This is a genomic window from Roseovarius sp. JB2-10, from assembly GCF_055693585.1.
Genome location: NZ_CM146337.1, coordinates 1,733,015 through 1,749,347, shown reverse-complemented (window position 1 = coordinate 1,749,347; position 16,333 = coordinate 1,733,015). Strand labels below are relative to the sequence as shown.

Annotated in this window: 18 protein-coding genes and 1 tRNA gene; 3 read left to right on the top strand and 16 right to left on the bottom strand. The window is 57.9% G+C overall.

The features are described 5' to 3' along the window. Positions 1-156: 156 nt before the first annotated feature. From ACZ1HJ_RS08700 to ACZ1HJ_RS08675, 6 genes are all read right to left on the bottom strand, one after another. Positions 157-744 (bottom strand): tyrosine-type recombinase/integrase, encoded by a 588-nt coding sequence (locus tag ACZ1HJ_RS08700; RefSeq protein ID WP_472721900.1) that lies wholly within the window; start codon positions 742-744, stop codon positions 157-159. 16 nt (positions 745-760) lie between these two features. Then, positions 761-1,249 carry an integrase arm-type DNA-binding domain-containing protein gene (locus ACZ1HJ_RS08695; RefSeq protein WP_472721899.1) on the bottom strand — a complete coding sequence of 163 codons (489 nt, stop codon included), beginning with the start codon at positions 1,247-1,249 and terminating at the stop codon, positions 761-763. A gap of 154 nt (positions 1,250-1,403) precedes the next feature. Further along, positions 1,404-1,480: transfer RNA gene (locus ACZ1HJ_RS08690), tRNA-Arg, on the bottom strand. A 57-nt stretch (positions 1,481-1,537) separates the two neighbouring features. Continuing rightward, positions 1,538-2,929 (bottom strand): sensor histidine kinase, encoded by a 1,392-nt coding sequence (locus ACZ1HJ_RS08685; protein ID WP_472721898.1) that lies wholly within the window; start codon positions 2,927-2,929, stop codon positions 1,538-1,540. A gap of 18 nt (positions 2,930-2,947) precedes the next feature. Next, positions 2,948-4,366: a dihydrolipoyl dehydrogenase family protein gene (locus ACZ1HJ_RS08680; protein WP_472721897.1), complete on the bottom strand. Its 1,419-nt coding sequence runs from the start codon at positions 4,364-4,366 to the stop codon at positions 2,948-2,950. Positions 4,367-4,368: 2 nt separating this feature from the next. Continuing rightward, on the bottom strand, positions 4,369-5,094 hold the full coding sequence (locus ACZ1HJ_RS08675; protein ID WP_472721896.1) for a TVP38/TMEM64 family protein: 726 nt from the start codon (positions 5,092-5,094) through the stop codon (positions 4,369-4,371). A 297-nt stretch (positions 5,095-5,391) separates the two neighbouring features. Between ACZ1HJ_RS08675 and rpmH the strand changes: the two genes are divergently transcribed. From rpmH to yidD, 3 genes are read left to right on the top strand one after another with little or no spacing between them, the layout of a single operon-like run. Then, positions 5,392-5,526 carry a 50S ribosomal protein L34 gene (gene rpmH / locus ACZ1HJ_RS08670; protein ID WP_027241708.1) on the top strand — a complete coding sequence of 45 codons (135 nt, stop codon included), beginning with the start codon at positions 5,392-5,394 and terminating at the stop codon, positions 5,524-5,526. A gap of 24 nt (positions 5,527-5,550) precedes the next feature. Beyond that, complete coding sequence (rnpA, locus tag ACZ1HJ_RS08665) at positions 5,551-5,949, top strand: ribonuclease P protein component (RefSeq protein WP_472721895.1); 399 nt, start codon at positions 5,551-5,553, stop codon at positions 5,947-5,949. Next, complete coding sequence (gene yidD, locus ACZ1HJ_RS08660; protein WP_472721894.1) at positions 5,946-6,179, top strand: membrane protein insertion efficiency factor YidD; 234 nt, start codon at positions 5,946-5,948, stop codon at positions 6,177-6,179. Before rnpA ends, yidD begins: the two co-directional genes overlap by 4 nt. A 98-nt stretch (positions 6,180-6,277) precedes the next feature. On the opposite strand, the gene ACZ1HJ_RS08655 is transcribed toward yidD, so the two are convergent. The 10 genes from ACZ1HJ_RS08655 to ACZ1HJ_RS08610 all read right to left on the bottom strand — a co-directional run bounded on the left by ACZ1HJ_RS08655 (position 6,278) and on the right by ACZ1HJ_RS08610 (position 16,130). After that, complete coding sequence (locus ACZ1HJ_RS08655) at positions 6,278-7,648, bottom strand: sigma-54-dependent transcriptional regulator (protein WP_472721893.1); 1,371 nt, start codon at positions 7,646-7,648, stop codon at positions 6,278-6,280. A 9-nt stretch (positions 7,649-7,657) separates the two neighbouring features. Next, positions 7,658-7,783, bottom strand: coding sequence for a hypothetical protein (locus ACZ1HJ_RS08650; protein WP_472721892.1), 126 nt, complete (start codon positions 7,781-7,783; stop codon positions 7,658-7,660). 1 nt (position 7,784) lies between these two features. Beyond that, entirely contained in the window at positions 7,785-9,119 is a 1,335-nt protein-coding gene (locus ACZ1HJ_RS08645; protein WP_472721891.1) for a c-type cytochrome, read from the bottom strand. After that, positions 9,120-10,346, bottom strand: a complete 1,227-nt coding sequence (locus ACZ1HJ_RS08640; protein WP_472721890.1) for a formate dehydrogenase subunit gamma — start codon at positions 10,344-10,346, stop codon at positions 9,120-9,122. Positions 10,347-10,451: 105 nt separating this feature from the next. After that, positions 10,452-11,045 (bottom strand): formate dehydrogenase FDH3 subunit beta, encoded by a 594-nt coding sequence (fdh3B, locus tag ACZ1HJ_RS08635; RefSeq protein WP_472721889.1) that lies wholly within the window; start codon positions 11,043-11,045, stop codon positions 10,452-10,454. A 13-nt stretch (positions 11,046-11,058) separates the two neighbouring features. After that, entirely contained in the window at positions 11,059-13,953 is a 2,895-nt protein-coding gene (locus tag ACZ1HJ_RS08630; RefSeq protein ID WP_472721888.1) for a formate dehydrogenase subunit alpha, read from the bottom strand. Between the two features lie 114 nt (positions 13,954-14,067). Further along, the gene (locus tag ACZ1HJ_RS08625; protein WP_472721887.1) at positions 14,068-14,259 is read right to left on the bottom strand and encodes a ubiquinol-cytochrome c reductase iron-sulfur subunit N-terminal domain-containing protein; all 192 of its coding nucleotides are present in this window, start codon (positions 14,257-14,259) and stop codon (positions 14,068-14,070) included. A 56-nt stretch (positions 14,260-14,315) separates the two neighbouring features. Next, positions 14,316-14,930, bottom strand: a complete 615-nt coding sequence (locus tag ACZ1HJ_RS08620) for a TorD/DmsD family molecular chaperone (RefSeq protein ID WP_472721886.1) — start codon at positions 14,928-14,930, stop codon at positions 14,316-14,318. Next, positions 14,927-15,568, bottom strand: a complete 642-nt coding sequence (locus ACZ1HJ_RS08615) for a DUF3306 domain-containing protein (protein ID WP_472721885.1) — start codon at positions 15,566-15,568, stop codon at positions 14,927-14,929. Before ACZ1HJ_RS08615 ends, ACZ1HJ_RS08620 begins: the two co-directional genes overlap by 4 nt. Continuing rightward, entirely contained in the window at positions 15,510-16,130 is a 621-nt protein-coding gene (locus ACZ1HJ_RS08610; protein WP_472721884.1) for a DUF3305 domain-containing protein, read from the bottom strand. Before ACZ1HJ_RS08610 ends, ACZ1HJ_RS08615 begins: the two co-directional genes overlap by 59 nt. Positions 16,131-16,333 lie beyond the last annotated feature (203 nt).

The window sequence follows — 16,333 nt, the reverse complement described above, 5'->3', positions numbered from 1 at the left end:
ATCCAAAAAGGGTCTAGTTTCGGACCCTTCGCCCATTAACTTTTTTCCTTTTTCGGCAAAGAAATCACCTTTGCGTCTGCACCCGCTGCAAAATTCGACCACCGTTCCATCAACGCACGGCGCTTTTCGAGCAGATCCGATCGCGCATAGGCCTGCTCAACCTTCGATCCGATCTCGATGCGAGAGGCTCATTTCGGCCACTTCGCGCGGGGCATTGGCCACTTCGGAGGCCCACACCCGGAAGGTGGAGCGGAAGCCGTGCACTGTGACATCCTCGATTTTCATCCGGCGCAGCAACATCAGCATCGACATGTTGGACAACGGCTGGTGGCGCTTCTGGCCTTCAAACACATAGTCGGACTGCATCGCCTTCAGAGGTTCGATGATTGCAAGCATCTCTCCAGTTAAAGGCACGCGGTGTTCCTCACCCGTCTTCATGCGCTCGTCGGGGCAGGTCCACACGCCTTGGTCAAAGTCAATCTCGCCCCATTTCATGCCCAGAACCTCACCGGTGCGCGATCCGGTTAGACAGGTGAACATCAGCGCCTTGGCGGCCATTGCGTTACGGTTACGCAGATCTGCGTAGAACGCAGGCACATCGCGCCAGTCCATTGCCTTGTGGTGTTTGACCTTCTTTTTGACCTTCGGCAGCACACCGGCGTCTTTTATGGCAGTGACCGGGTTCTCACCCTCCCGGAACGCTTTAGCCTTGGCCACATCCAGAACCACCTTGATCCGTTGCATCAAGCGTCGGGCCGTCTCAGTGCTTTTCGGTCCAGATCGGCGACAGGCACATCAGCACTTCAGGCTGGCCAATGCTGTTCAGGGGCATCCGCCCGATCTTGGGAAAGGCGTAGTCGCGTAGGGTGTTGATCCATTGCTGGCCATGCTTCGGATTGCTCCAGGTCGGGAGGCGTTCGATATGGACCTGCTGGGCAAATTCTTCAAAGGTTGGGATGTCCTGCTTCATGTTGTAGCGTGGGTTCAAACCCTGCTTGGCCATACGGCGATACTCCAGCGCCCGCTCACGCGCCATGTTGAGCGTCACCACATCAGCCCCGCCCAAACCGTAATCGGTCCGCATCGGTTTGCCCTTACGATTCCGCTGTCCCTTGACCGTCACCCGCACAATCCAGCGCCGCGCGCCGGAGGGATCGACCACCAGATACAAGCCGCCACCATCCCCATGCCGCCCCGGTCCAAGGTTCTCAACCAGCTTCTTTGTCAGCTTTCCAGATAGCGCCGCCATGATTTATACCACATTCCATACCACTCAGTGAACAGATATGGGCATCATCGAAATAACTTCAAGGCAATGCTCAAAGCAATCAAAGCCCTTAAAAAAAAAATAGGCGCCAATTAACACCTAACGCCATTCAGTCAAATCCGAAGATGTAGTAAAGTGGCGGACCGAGGAGGATTCGAACCCCCGACCCCCTGATTCGTAGTCAGGTACTCTATCCAGCTGAGCTATCGGTCCGTTGAGGGCCAGCAATTAGACCCATGCGCCCTGCAATGCAAGAGGGCGTGGTAGAATTTATTTTCGCGACGGCAGGTCGGCTTTCGGCAGGCGGATGCAAAAGACCGTTCCTTCGTCCCCAGTCGATTCAAGAACCAGCTCGCCGCCATGACCGCGGACCAATTCCGCTGCAATGCTGAGGCCCAGCCCTGTGCCACCCTTGCTGGCAACACCATGAAACGGCGTGAATAGAAATTCTTGCGCTTTTGCCGGCAAGCCCGGGCCTGTATCCGAAATTTTCACCCACCAATCGGCTTCATTTTCACCAGCAGACACGTTGATTTCGCCTGGCTGGCCCGAAGCAATAATTGCCTGGCGCGCGTTGCGGACCAGATTGCCGACGACCCGGAACAATTGCTCCGCATCGGCCCGGATATTTAGCGCTGCGGGGATACCCTCTGACAGGCTGACATCATGGTCACCGACCGAAAGCCTTTCGGCGTCGAAAACCTCGTGAACGATATCTGCAAGCGCAAATCTGTTGAGTGTTGGCAACGGCTCTTCCGCCTTTCCATAGGCCAGGGTCGATTCACAGAGATGCACGGCGCGTTTTATCGAATTGACCAGTTTCGGGGCCATGCGCGCCACCGTCGGGTCTTCGCTGGCCTCAATCCGGTCAGTGAACAGCTGCGCACTGGTCAGGATGTTTCGAAGATCGTGGCTTACCTTGGCAACCGCACCGCCCAATTGCGCAAGATGCTCTTTTTGGCGCAAGGCCCCGGTCAACTGGGTCTGCAGGGTTTGCAGCGTCTCTTCGGCTTCGCGCAACTCGGTCACACCGGCGGAGGGCTGCATCACCAAACGGGCATCCTCCGGCGTTGCGGCATAGGCTTTCATGTTACCAACCACCCGCTCAATCGGTTTGACCAGAAACACCCGCACAGCCAAAAACAGCATCACCGCGGTGATGATCGAGATAACCGCAGAGAGCCACAAAATACGCAGCCCATAGTCAATCATCGCCGAGCGCAATTCCGTGGTTTCCATCGTGATTTCAATCAACAGACCGGCCATGCGGACCGGCTCGCCGATCACGCGGATCACTTCGGGATTAGGATCAACAAGACGCTCCAACGCGTGGCGGATCAATTCAGGCGCGCCGGCGTTGCGCAGATCAAACGTACGGGCGATCGGCGACGGAATTGGCGAGGACAGCATCAACTGACGCGCCTCATCGCGACGCATCACAACATTGTAGACGCCCGCATTCTGCAACAGCTCTTCTTGCAATTCGACGGTGACATTCTGTTCACCCAACATTGCCAGGGCAGCGATCTGCGCCCGCTCCAACCGCGACATCAGGAAATCTTCGCGATACCGCGCCACGGACGGCACGAAAATCAACACCTCTGCCAGCATCACAAAGACGGCGGTCAGGATCAGAAATCGGCCGGAAAGTGAGTTCAACATTAGTGTTCCAGATTAACGTCAGGGCAGCCAGCGCTGCACCAACCCAACCACCTTTTTTACGGTAGGATTATCAAACAAGCGCGGCGAGAAATAGGCCCCTGCCACACGTTTGTTCAATTCGCCAATTGTGGGGTACGGCGCAACCATATTGGCCACGTGTTTCATTTTCAATTTGTTGGCAATGACCAGCGCCCAAAGATTTATCAATTCACCTGCCTGAGCGCCTGCGATCGATGCCCCGACCGGGCGGCCTTTGACCACCATTACCTTGATCAACCCGTTGGTTTTACGCTCTGCAATAGCGCGGTCGTTTTGTTTATATTCAAATCGGACAACCTCCAGAACACTGCCATGTTCTTTGCGGGCCTGCGCCTCGGTCAAGCCAACCTGCGCGAGTTCGGGATCGGTGTATGTTGCCCACGGGATGTGATCCGTCCGCTCCTTGGCCGGCAGCCCAAAAAGCGCGGAACGAATGATAAGCCCGGCGTGATACCCGGCCAAATGCGTGAATTGCAGACCGCCTGCAACGTCGCCGATCGCATAGACCTTTCGGTTGCTGGTACGCATACCGGCGTCCACATCAATTCCACGGCGCGAGGTTTTTATGCCCGCAGCCTCAAGGTTGAGCTTTTCAGTGTTGGACTTGCGCCCAACCGCCATCAGAAGATGCGTGCCTTTGAACACACGACCATCCGCCACTTCAACTTCAATGGCGCCCAATTCGCCCCGTATCTGAGAGGCCATCGCCTCTTCCGCGATTTCGACGCCTTCTTCGCGCAAATTATCCAAAACAATCGCTGCCATTTCAGGATCATCCTGACCAAAGGCCTTCATGCCCTCGATCACCGTGACTTTGCTGCCAAGCCGCACATGCGCCTGCGCCATTTCCATCCCGATGGGACCACCCCCGACAATCAACAAATCCTCCGGTTGGTCACGCAGCTGGAAAATTGTCTCGTTGGTCTCGTAGGGAACGTCTTCGAGCCCGGGAATGGGAGGTACGAACGGTGATGAACCCGTCGCGATCACGATCCGACGCGCCGTGATGACATGATCACCAGCCTGCACCTGCGTGGGCGAGATGAAGCTGCCGAATTCCTGGATCACCTGAACACCCAGCCCTTCAAACCGCTCGACACTATCATGCGGCTCAATCGTCGCGATCACATTCGCCACGTGGTCTTTGGCAGCCGCGTAGTCGACCTTGGGTTGCTGATCCGCAATGCCGTAAGCGGCAGCATGGTTCTGCGCATGCGCAGCCTTGCCGCTGGCGATCAAGGCTTTGGAAGGAACGCAGCCGTAGTTCAGGCAGTCCCCGCCCATCTTGTGCCCCTCCAGAAGGATGACTGATGCACCCATCTGCACCGCACCCGCCGCAACTGACAGCCCACCGGAACCGGCGCCAATGACCAGTAAATCAGCTTTCAATTCGCTCATTTTCAGATGCTTTCTTTGCGGCCACGAACGGCCTTGATGATGATCGGCAAGGCGGCAAGCACACTCAGACCAAGAATGGGTCCGATCACTTGCGGCTCCCACAGAAGCGACAGGTCGGGGCTTTCGCCGCGGTCGAATACTTCTCCAAGGCCAACACCGATCCAAGTGAAAACCAGCGCACCCGGAATAATGCCGAGCACGGTCGTGATCGCGAAATTGAAAAACTTCACGCCCACCAATGCTGGCAGCAAGTTTGCGACAAAAAACGGAACGGCAGGTACGAGGCGCAAGAGAAAAAGCACACTGATCTCATTTTCCTGAAGACCGGACTTGACCTTCTTGAGCGCACCGTCGGACGACTCCATTTTGGCAGCCAGTGTCTTCCCCAGCCCCCAACGGGCTGCCAGAAAAATAGCCATTGCACCCAGAGATGCAGCCGTCACGTTGAACGCTGTGCCCAATCCCAAGCCGAAGAGAAAGCCACCGGTCACCGACGCCACAGCCGCCCCCGGCAAGGAGAACGCCACGATCACGAAGTAAACGGCTATGAAGGCCAGGACGAGGCCCAGAAAGTTTGCATCCCTGAAGGCCAGAAGCGTTTCACGATGATCACGCAGCGTGTCGAAGGTCAGGTAGTCGCGCAATGTAAAGAAGCCGATCAATGCGACAATTACAATGAGCGCCAGAGGCGCATGTCGCAGGATTGACGTCTTTTGCGGTTCGGTCACGTGAGCCATCTTTCAGCTTTCCATCTATTTGAATTCGATGGCATCTACATGCTCGGTGTGGCACGCATTTGATAGGTGCCTCACGTTCCCTTGAACAGCGGTGATGCTTTCCGCAGCGTATTTGCCCCAAATTCGCGGCTTTGTAACATTGCGGGGGCGACTTAACACGAATTTTGTTGCAAAAGGCCTAGCGCGGGTTTGACTTGTCAAATTGAGCCGCTTATAGACCGGGCTTCAGATATTTACCCATGGGCCGCGATTCCTGACCTGCCCACGGACCAGATCGGAGACGGAGCGATGAAACGCACCTTTCAACCCTCGAACCTCGTGCGCAAACGGCGCCATGGTTTCCGCGCGCGCATGGCCACCAAAGCGGGCCGCAAAATCCTGAACGCGCGCCGCGCCCGTGGCCGCAAAGAGCTGAGCGCTTAAGCCTCAGCCTAAGGACCAACGGACATGACACCGCCGGAGACCCCCGATACACAAACGGGGAATACGTCCCCGGCGGTTTCCGTTTGTCTGGAGGTCTTGAAAAACCGCGCTGATTTTCTGGCAGCTGCCCGTGCGCGCCGACAATCCACTCCCTCAATGACCGTTCAGGCCCGCAATCGCAACGACGCCAAACCGGTTATCCGCATTGGCTATACATGTTCGAAAAAGGTTGGAAATGCCGTTGCCCGTAACCGTGCAAAACGCAGGTTGCGCGAAGCTGCCCGTCTGGTCCTGCCTGAATTTGGGCGCCCCGGTTGGGATTATGTGTTGATCGGGCGGGCAGTGGCCACTGCGAACCGTCCTTTTGACCAACTGCAAAACGATCTGGTTGTGGCTCTCAAAAAGCTGCATGGCGGCGCATGAGCCCCCTCGCTCATATTCTTGCCCTCCCTATCCGTGCCTACAGGCTGGTCCTGTCGCCGTGGGTGGGGTTCAACTGCCGCTATCAACCCACCTGCAGCGCCTATGCGCTCGAAGCGCTCGAAAAACACGGGGCCGTCAAAGGCGGCTGGATTGCCGCGAAACGCATTGGTCGATGTAACCCCTGGGGCAACTGCGGCTATGATCCCGTGCCGGATAAGCGCAAGCAATAGAGCGCTGACATGGGGTTGGGGGGATTACGCCCAAGGCCTGCGTGGCCGGAACGCAAAACTGACCGGTGTGCGCGACAGCAATCTCCTGCGAATATCTCTTACTGCCCCCAGGCCGCACATTTGCGGTCCACGGTTTTGCGCGATACGCCCAAGCGCCGGGCGGCCTCCGCCCGGTTGCCGCCACACGCATCCAGCATGTTCAGGATATGGCGCTGCTCCACAAGCTCCAGCGTCTCCATCGCCTGCGTGCCTGTCACCCTGCCCGCGCCCGAAAACTCTGCGGGGAATGCGCCCAGAATGACCGACCGCTCAATCAGGTTTCGCAGCTCGCGAACATTGCCGGGCCACGCATAGCGGCTGAGTTTCAACAAAACCTCTTCATTCAGTTCCAGCGCCGACATCCCAAGCGATCTGGAAAATTCGCTCATGTAGAATGCCGTCAGCTCTACGATGTCTTCGCTCCGCGCACTCAAAAGCGGCATCTCGATATTCACCACATTGATCCGGTGATACAGGTCCTGGCGGAACGTCCCGGCAGCGACCGCTGATTGCAGATCTGCATTTGTGGCAAACAAAAAACGCAGGTTGAGGGGGATTTCACGTTCCGCACCTGCCGGTCGGATACGCTGATCTTCCAATACCCTCAATAACATGGCCTGAACGTTATCAGGCAATTGCGCCACCTCATCCAGCAAGAGCGTGCCGCCATCGGCGTGCAAAAAGAGCCCGTCCTTGCGGTGCTCACCCGCCTCGACCACACCAAAGAGTTCTTCACCGATGTGATCAGAGGAAAACGCCGCACAATTGACCGCTACAAAGGGTTTGTCTGCGCGATCTGATAGGCCGTGCAGGGTTCTGGCCGCAATTTCCTTGCCCGTCCCGCTCGCGCCCGTAAAGAGCACTGAGGTGGGTAAAGGCGCCAGTTTCGCAAGCATGTCGCGAACATTTTGAATGGGCTGCGAATTGCCCAGTAAGCGCCCACGGGCCACTGCCCCGGCTTCGCTCAGCTCATGCCGCAACAGGTAATTCTCGCGGCGAAGCGATTTGCGGTCCAATGCGCGTGCCGCCGCGTTCAAAATCTGGTTGGCGCGGAACGGTTTCAATACGAAATCCGCGACACCCGTGCGCAGCGCCTGAATGGCGGTGTCCAGATCGGCATAGGCCGTGATCAGGATCGTATCTGCATAAAACCCAACGCGGCGTTGCTCGGCCAGCCAGTCCAGCCCTGTCTGACCCGGCATGATGTTGTCGAGAATAACCAGATCAAAATGCGCCTGGTCCAGAATGGCGGCAGCCTCTGCCGTCGAGCGCGCTTGCTCAACGCGTTTGCACCGCGGGCTCAGAATTTTGGTGAGGAAATTGCGCATCCCCGGCTCGTCATCAATCACAAGGATCGACGCGACACTCAGGTTTTCACCATAGTCATCCGAGCCGGTTGCAGCCTCAGTCTCTTTCAGTACAGGTGTCATGACCTGCGCCTAATCCAGTCGCACTGCATTGCCTGTCGAGGATTCTTCCGCCGAAAAACCCATCGTGCCCAGCGCCATATCTGCGCCTACTGCAATCACAACCGTCGCCGCGAAGGCGGTCAGCATTGACTTCATATCAGTTCTCCCCATTGCCTGCGGCCCGCCGCAGGAAGTCCACCAGATCACGCCGGTCTTCTGCCCGTGTGATGCGTTGCATTGGCATCTTGGAACCCGGGATATAGTGATCCGGGCCTTCATCAAAGAGCGCATTTATCGTGTCATCAGACCAGATAATGTCTGATCCTGTCAAAACCTCGGAATATCTGTAGCCCGGCAGCGTTCCGGCGCGACGTCCGAAAACACCGTGCAGCGTGGGTCCTGCTTTGCGTGACGGCGGCGGTGTCAGCGCGTGGCAAATCGAACATTTGCGCATGAATTGCCGCTCGCCATTGGGCATCGCATCGGCATCGCGCAGGAAACTGCGAGTTTCTCCCCCTGCCGGGTCGTATTCATCCAGAAGCGCCACCGGCCACGAAAACACCACGTCTTCGATCCCTCCGGCATAGATCACATCCCCCTCGGGATCGAAATCCAAGGCCCAGACCGGCCCTTGCCGCATGGCCCGGAAATCACGGGCGATCTTCCATTCGGCGGTATCAATCATCATGATGTAGCCCTGCCCGTCGCCCACAGCCAATTGGTTTGTCTCAGCGTGATAAGCCATGGCCAGCACTGGTCGGCGCTCCAGCGTGAAATCGGCAAGTGTGTCACCCGTTTCGGGATGCACCACACGGGTCGCACCATCCACTGCGCCATATGCGAGCCAGCCTTCGGCCTCGTTTACCACCAATTCGTTGATGCCGAACCCGTTGGATACAATCACGCGTGACGTGGGTGCATTTGGAATGCCATCCCAGACCCGGATTGTGCCATCTGATGACGCTGAATAGAGCCTGCCTGTCTCCGAAAACGACACCGCATTCACACCGGAGGTATGGCCCCGCAATGTCGTCGGTATAAAGTAATTCGGACCAGACGGATCCTTCCGCAGGAAGTCCAGGAATTTGCGGTATTCGATCGTTCCATCCCAACTGGAAGAAGCAAAAGCACCGGCCACGCCCGAAAACGCGATATCCGTGACCTTGCCTGCATGTTTTGTCACTTCAAATGGTTCCGCCTCGCCCGGGGTCCAAAACAGTACGCGAAAGTCGTCTCCGCCAGACACCCACACATCGCGGCCAAGCGGCAATACGGTAATGACGGCCGCCTCATGCCCCTCAAGCCAGGTCGGCTTGCGATCTTTCCAGAGGCCAACGGAATTATCGAAGCTGGCGGTGGCCACCTGACCCGTTTCCGGATGCACCGCGATGCCCATCACCGGGCCGCCATGTCCCTTGAGCGTGGTGAACTCCTGTGCCTGCGCGGGCGTGCCCGCACAGAAAACCCCAAGAATTAGCGCCAGCGCCCGCATCTATTCAGCAGGGGTTGCCTTGCCATCCGCCGGGGACGCGCCGCCCTGCTCTTTTACTTCTTCGAGCCAGAGCGAATGGTGCTCGCGCGCCCATTGTTCCTCAACCTCGCCGCTGCCCATGGCATCATACGCGCCCTCCATACCGATCGAACCGATATAGATATGGGCAAAGATGATCGCCATCAGCACAAAGGACACGATTGCGTGCCAGAGTTGCGCGTATTGCATCTCTTCATGCGGCGCCAACTCGGTCGGCAAAGTGCCAAAACCAAACGCGTTTGCGATGCCTGTGTCGTTCAGGATCGCAAAGGTTTTTGCAAACATCGGCAATTCGAACGGGAAGAGAAGCGACAGACCCGAGGCCGAGATTGAAGCGCCCAGAATGATCACCGACCAGAAAATCATCTTTTGCCCAGCGTTGAACTTCTTGGCAGGCGGGTGTTTGCCCTGCGAGAAGATACCGCCACCTTGTGCGATCCATTTCAGGTCTGTTCGACTTGGCAGGTTGTGGATGACCCACATGAAAAACACCATGATCAGACCCAGCATAAAGGCCCAGCTGACATTATTGTGGATCCATTTGGATGCAATGGCGAGGGTTGCGAAGGCCTCATGACCGAAAGCAGGGATCAGGACCTTGCGCCCAAAAAGAGACACCAGACCCGTGATGCCCAAGAGAATGAAAGAGCCGGCCATCAGCCAATGGCCAAACCGTTCGATCGCCTTGAACCGCGTGACTGTGCGTCCGGTTTTTTCGCCGTCGATGTAAATCCGTCCGCGCAGGAGGAAAAATATAAGCAGAAGCGCCAAAGTGCCGCCCAGCAGGTAAGCGCCGTTCTGCGCCAGAGGGCCTTCGCGGAATTGCAGCCACCGCATGCCGCCGTCCTGCATCAGAACGCGGGCCTCGGGGCCACCACCGGAGACGGTTACATCCGCTGTGCCGTACCGCAATGCGCGCCACAACTCAGGGTCAGACGCACCGCCCAACGTGCCAAGCTGCGAAGCAATCCCCGCTGCGGTGTCCGAATTGCCGGTTGCCTCCCGTCGGAAAGCATCGTCGACTTCTTCGCCCCGCTGGCGCGCCAGAATATCCTCAAGGGTCTGTGCCCCACCGGTTGCGGCGCGGTCGGTTTCTTCAGATGTGGCATCCGCCGGTGCAGCCTCCTGGGCAGCAAGCGGCAGGCTCATCATGAGTGACAGAAGAAGGCTCAGCAAAAGGCGTGGCATCGATCCATGTCCCGTTTTTTGTGAATTCTTTTTTGTAAGCATCCGGTCGGGCGGCCACGTATGAGCCGCCCGACCGGTTGTTCAGACCAGGTCAGTCAGGTGGGGTTAGCCACCTTTCTGATCATAGGCCGTGCCCCAGCCCCAAGCGCCCGAGCCGAAACCGCGTGCGACAACACGCTCACGGTAGATGTTGGCAACAATGTCACCATCACCGGCCAGCAGGGCCTTGGTCGAACACATCTCGGCGCAGATGGGCAGTTTGCCTTCCGCGATCCGGTTGCGTCCGTATTTCTGGAACTCGGCTGTCGAGTGGGTCTCTTCTGGTCCACCGGCGCAGAAGGTACATTTGTCCATCTTGCCGCGGGATCCAAAATTACCTGCTTGCGGAAATTGCGGCGCGCCGAAGGGGCACGCGTAGAAGCAATAGCCACAGCCGATGCAGAGGTCCTTGGAGTGCAGAACCACCCCTTCCTCATTCTGGTAAAAGCAGTCTACAGGGCAGACCGCCATACAAGGCGCATCGGAACAGTGCATGCAGGCCACGGAAATCGACCGTTCACCGGGTTGACCATCCTGAATGGTGACAACACGACGGCGGTTGATACCCCACGGCACCTCATGCTCGTTTTTGCAGGCAGTGACACAGGCGTTGCATTCAATGCAGCGTTCGGCGTCACAGAGGAATTTAGCTCTAGCCATATCTAGATCTCCTTCAAGCTGCACTGATTTTGCAGAGAGTACATTTCGTCTCCTGCATTTGCGTGACCGAGTCGTAGCCATAGGTCTGTGCCGTGTTCGAGCTTTCGCCCAGCACATAAGGGTCCGCACCGTCGGGATACTTGTCCCTCAGATCCGCGCCCTCGAGATGACCGCCGAAGTGGAAGGGCATGAAGGCCACGCCTTCGCCCACCCGCTCGGTGACCATTGCCATGACCTTGACCTTGGCACCTTCGGCACCTTCAACCCAGACCTGTTCACCATCGCGCACACCAAGGTTATTGGCATCACGCGGATGGATTTCCACGAACATGTCCTGCTGAAGCTCGGCCAGCCACGGGTTTGACCGCGACTCGTCGCCACCACCCTCATACTCGACCAGACGTCCGGATGTCAGAATGATTGGGTAATCCTTGCTGAAATCCTGTTTCTGGATCGACGCGTAGAGCGTTGGCAAACGGTAGGCCTGACGGTCTTCGTAGGTCGGATAATCCGCAACCAGATCGCGCCGCGGCGTATAGAGCGGCTCGCGGTGCAACGGCACCGGGTCAGGGAATGTCCAGACAACTGCACGGGCTTTGGCGTTGCCAAATGGCGCACAGCCATGACTGATCGCAACCCGCTGGATCCCGCCGGATAGGTCGGTTTTCCAGTTGGTATCCGGACCAGCGACGGCATCAATCGCCGCACGCTCATCCGCGGTCAGGTCACCATCCCAGCCAAGATCCATCAGCATCTGCATCGTGAATTCGGGATATCCATCCTGAATCTCCGATCCCGCTGAATAGACCCCTTCGGCCAGAAGGTTGTCGCCATCACGCTCCACGCCAAAGCGGGCACGGAAGGTCAAACCACCCTCAGCCACCGGCTTGGACATGTCATAGAGGTTCGGCGTACCGGGATGCTTCATCTCGGCTGTACCCCAGCTGGGCCATGGCAAACCGTAATAGTCGCCATCCGCCGGGCCACCCACCGCCTGAAGCGTGGTGCGGTCGAACGTATGCTGGTTCGCCATGTGCATCTTGATCCGGTCCGGGTCCTGCCCGGTATACCCGATCGTCCACATACCACGGTTGAACTCACGCGTGACACTTTCGACATTGGGTGTTTCCGCGTCTTCCATTTCGATATTGCGGAAGAACCGATCACCCCAGCCGAACTTGTTGACGAACTTGGCCATGATGACCTCGTCGGGAAGGCTCTCGAAGAGAGGCTCCACAACCCGGTCACGCCACTGGAAGCTGCGGTTCGACGCCGTGACAGAACCACGGGTTTCGAACTGCGTACACGCCGGCAGCAGGTAGACGCCATCAGTGCGGTCATGCAAAACAGCGGAAACGGTGGGATACGGGTCAACCACGACCAGCATGTCCAGCTTTTCCATCGCCGTCTTCATTTCCTTCATGCGGGTCTGCGAGTTGGGCGCGTGGCCCCACAGAACCATCGCACGTACCTTGTTGGGCTGGTCCATGTTCTCTTCATCTTCGAGAACACCGTCGATCCAACGGCTGACAGGAATACCCTTGAGGTTCTGCAAGGATGCGTCTTTGCCATCCTTGTCTTTGATGCTGTCGAACTGACCCGCAAGCCATTCGGGGTCTTCTTCCCAAACGCGAGCCCAGTGGCCCCAGGCACCTTTGCTCAGACCATAGTAGCCCGGCAATGTGTGGCTCAGAACACCAAGATCCGTTGCACCTTGCACGTTGTCATGGCCGCGGAAGATGTTGGTACCACCACCCGACGTGCCCATGTTGCCAAGCGCCAGTTGCAACACACAATACGCGCGTGTGTTGTTGTTGCCGTTGGTGTGCTGTGTGCCACCCATGCACCAGATCACAGTGCCGGGGCGGTTATTGGCCATGGTCAGCGCCACGCGGCGCAGCTGGCTGCCCGGTGTGCCGGTGACACGTTCGACCTCTTCAGGGTCCCATTTGGCCACTTCTTCCTTGATCTGGTCCATGCCCCAGACACGGGTCCGGATGAACTCTTTGTCCTCCCAGCCGTTCTCGAAGATGTGCCAGAGGATACCCCAGATCAGGGCTACATCCGTGCCCGGACGGAACCGCACATATTCATCCGCATGTGCCGCCGTGCGCGTAAAGCGCGGGTCGCACACGATCAGCGGTGCGTTGTTCTGCTCTTTCGCGCGCAGAACATGCAACAGCGAGACGGGATGCGCCTCAGCCGGGTTGCCGCCGATGATGAAGATGGCTTTGGAGTTGTGGATGTCGTTGTAGCTGTTGGTCATGGCGCCGTAGCCCCATGTGTTCGCCACACCGGCCACTGTCGTCGAGTGGCAAATCCGCGCCTGGTGATCCACGTTGTTCGTGCCCCAATAGGCGGCGAACTTGCGGAACAGGTAAGCCTGTTCGTTATTGTGCTTGGCAGAGCCCAGCCAATAAACCGAATCCGGGCCGCTTTCCTCGCGGATGTTCATCATGCCGTCGCCGATCTCGTCGATCGCTTGCTCCCAGCTGATGCGTTTCCACTCTCCGCCTTCCTTTTTCATCGGATATTTCAGGCGGCGCTCGCCATGGGCGTGCTCACGAACCGATGCACCCTTGGCGCAATGAGCACCGAGGTTGAACGGGCTGTCCCAGCCGGGCTCTTGGCCCACCCAGACGCCGTTCGATACTTCGGCCACAACCGTGCAGCCGACCGAACAGTGCGTACAAACCGATTTTACCGTTTCAACCGCCTCTGTCGCGGCACTTTGTGCCGTGGCGCGGGTGACGGTCCCTCCCGTTGCGCCAATCGCGGCCAGGCCACCAATGGCCAAACCGGAACCACGCAAAAACGCGCGGCGGTCGACCGATTTCTCGGCAACCTCAGACAGGATACTTGTCCGCTGGGGGCGTCTCGCAACCCCGTTGGTCTTTTTCCTAAGCATGTTTCTCTCCTCCCTTGCGTGCCCCTCCGGGCTTGCTAGGTATTGCTGTTTCCACGGTCAGTCGGGCCAATCGCAACCAGTCGTCCGCGGTGTCGGGTGACGTCGTCCGGGTCCTTAGAACCGGGCGCTGTCGAGGTAAGCGCGCGTGTGCGCGGTATCCTGCATCTTCTCAGATGTCAGGTCAGGCTCGGCCGCCTCGGCTGCGGTACCGCTCACCGCGGCAGCCGCCACGGCAGCAGGCGCAGCAGTGCCAGCCAGCTTCAGAAAATCGCGACGGCTGGTGCCATCCTCGGTTTTCTTGGTCATGAGAGTGTCTCCTCCCTTTAGTGATGACGGGTTTCCCCGTCGTTAGATGCGAGGGGTTACCCCGCGCTCATCCGGAAACCTTGTGTTTCGATCTCCATGAATACCCGGCCGACAGCGCCGACCGAGGCATAGAGGACCGAATTTTTCGCAGCCTCCAAATCCGTATAAAAATGCCCGGCCCAAGGACCGATATGTTTGCCAAAAAACGTCTTTTGATCTTCAAGCGTTGCAGGCGTGGAAAAGCGCCCGCGGATCAGACCTCCCATCATCTCCATGCAGGACGCGATATTGTCTTCAGGTTCATAAACGTTTTCAGCCCGCGTCATGCCCCGCACCGCCATGTCGCGGCGCAGACTGGCCAATGGCTTTTCGTTCAGGAAGCCCGTCAGGTAGTAACTGGCATAGGGCAACAATTCCCCCCGACCCAAGCCGATAAAGAGCGCATTGAATTCACTTTCGACCGTTGCCGGTTTGCTCAACGCCGCAATCTTGGCAAGGGCCGAAATTGCCGTGCCCATCTCGCTGTCATCGCCGGTGAGCTTCGCGGTCTGCGCCAAGAGCCCCTGATCCGGTGGCCCTGCCAGCAACAGGCCCAGAAAGTCGTACAGATCGGCCCGCAACCGATCTTCTTCCGCAATTTCCGGCATGTCGCTCATCACCGCATCACTCATACGTTAGCCACCTCTTCTTCGTGGAAATTAAACCGCATCCGTCGACGCGGGGCCGGGGCAAACGTGTCGCCCGTGTGATCCGGCTCTTGGGCAAACTCTGCCAAGTCCTCTTCGTCAGCGGGCGGTGTGTCAGCGTCGGCCATCAGGTCGTCGATTTCCTGATCCTCATCGTCAGACACGTCGGGTTCGGCCTCACCTTCAGCAACATCTTCTTCGGCTTCAGCTTCAGCTGCTTCCAGCTCCGCTTGACGGGCCATTTCCTCGACGTGGGCCCGCATTCCTTTGCCCACCTGATAGCTGGTCGACAGGTTTTCGATGACGCATGCCGCGTCCGTGAAATCCTCGCCGTAGTCGACAAGCCCATCCACATTCGCGAGCACCGGATTGGTCAGCCACAATTTGCGCAAGGCACGCACCCGCAACCTGTCGGGCACGGCCTTGGACATAAATCCGCTGAAATCATCACCGGCCTGCAACACGTCCGGATCGGGAAGGCCCAGATCGGCCAGTATTTCATCATCCGTTTTTTCGGCCTGATCAATTTCAATCGCGCGCGCCTCGACACTGGCTTCGTCCGCCTCAATCTCGGCAGCGACACCCGCTTTGCGACGGGACCAGAAATCGCGCGCTTCGCTCAATGCAGCCTCCCTTGCGGGCCAGAGCGGGGGATCTGTACACGCCGCTCAACTGGGCGATCCGCGGATCACCCACACCGTCTTCGACTTTGCCGATGTCGGTCTTGTCGCGGCGGCGCTTCTTGAATTCTTCTTCTTCGTGATGGGTCTCTACAAAATCGCGGACCCAAGCCACGAGGCCGTCGGGCATCGGGACTTTTTCCACGATCTCTTCACCACTGTCGGCATAGTCCTGTGCGTCATAGGGTGACGCCGTCACCAAAAGCACCTCAAGCGGGCGGTCGCCTTCGCATTGGCGCAACACGACATAAATTGATGGCACTTTCGTGGACAAGCCGTGCAGGTATGCTTCGGTCTCCGCGCCGTGCAATTCCAGCAAACAGGTCGCTGCGTGAAATTCCGTGGCGCCGTCCTCTTCGCGCATGATCCGCCAATCCGCGTCGCCCGCCCCGGGCAGAACGCCAACCGCCTTCCAGGCCCATGCTGCCCAGCGGGTTACACCCGGTGTGCGCCGGATCACCACGCCTAAAGGCAAAGTTGCGTAACAGTCTGGGTTGTGAATCACGGTGACGCTTATCCCCCTCTTCGTCCCATTCAGAGTGAATCAGAAACCGCAGCGCTCAAAGCGTTTTTAACATCGCCCAAAAGACACGGACATTTTGGGTAGAGAACAGAGTCTTAACGCGCACCATTGGACAGTTTGACCGAATATCGCGAATCTGGCGCGCTGTGCCGGGGGCTTTTACGCATTAACAAACAGAATCAATC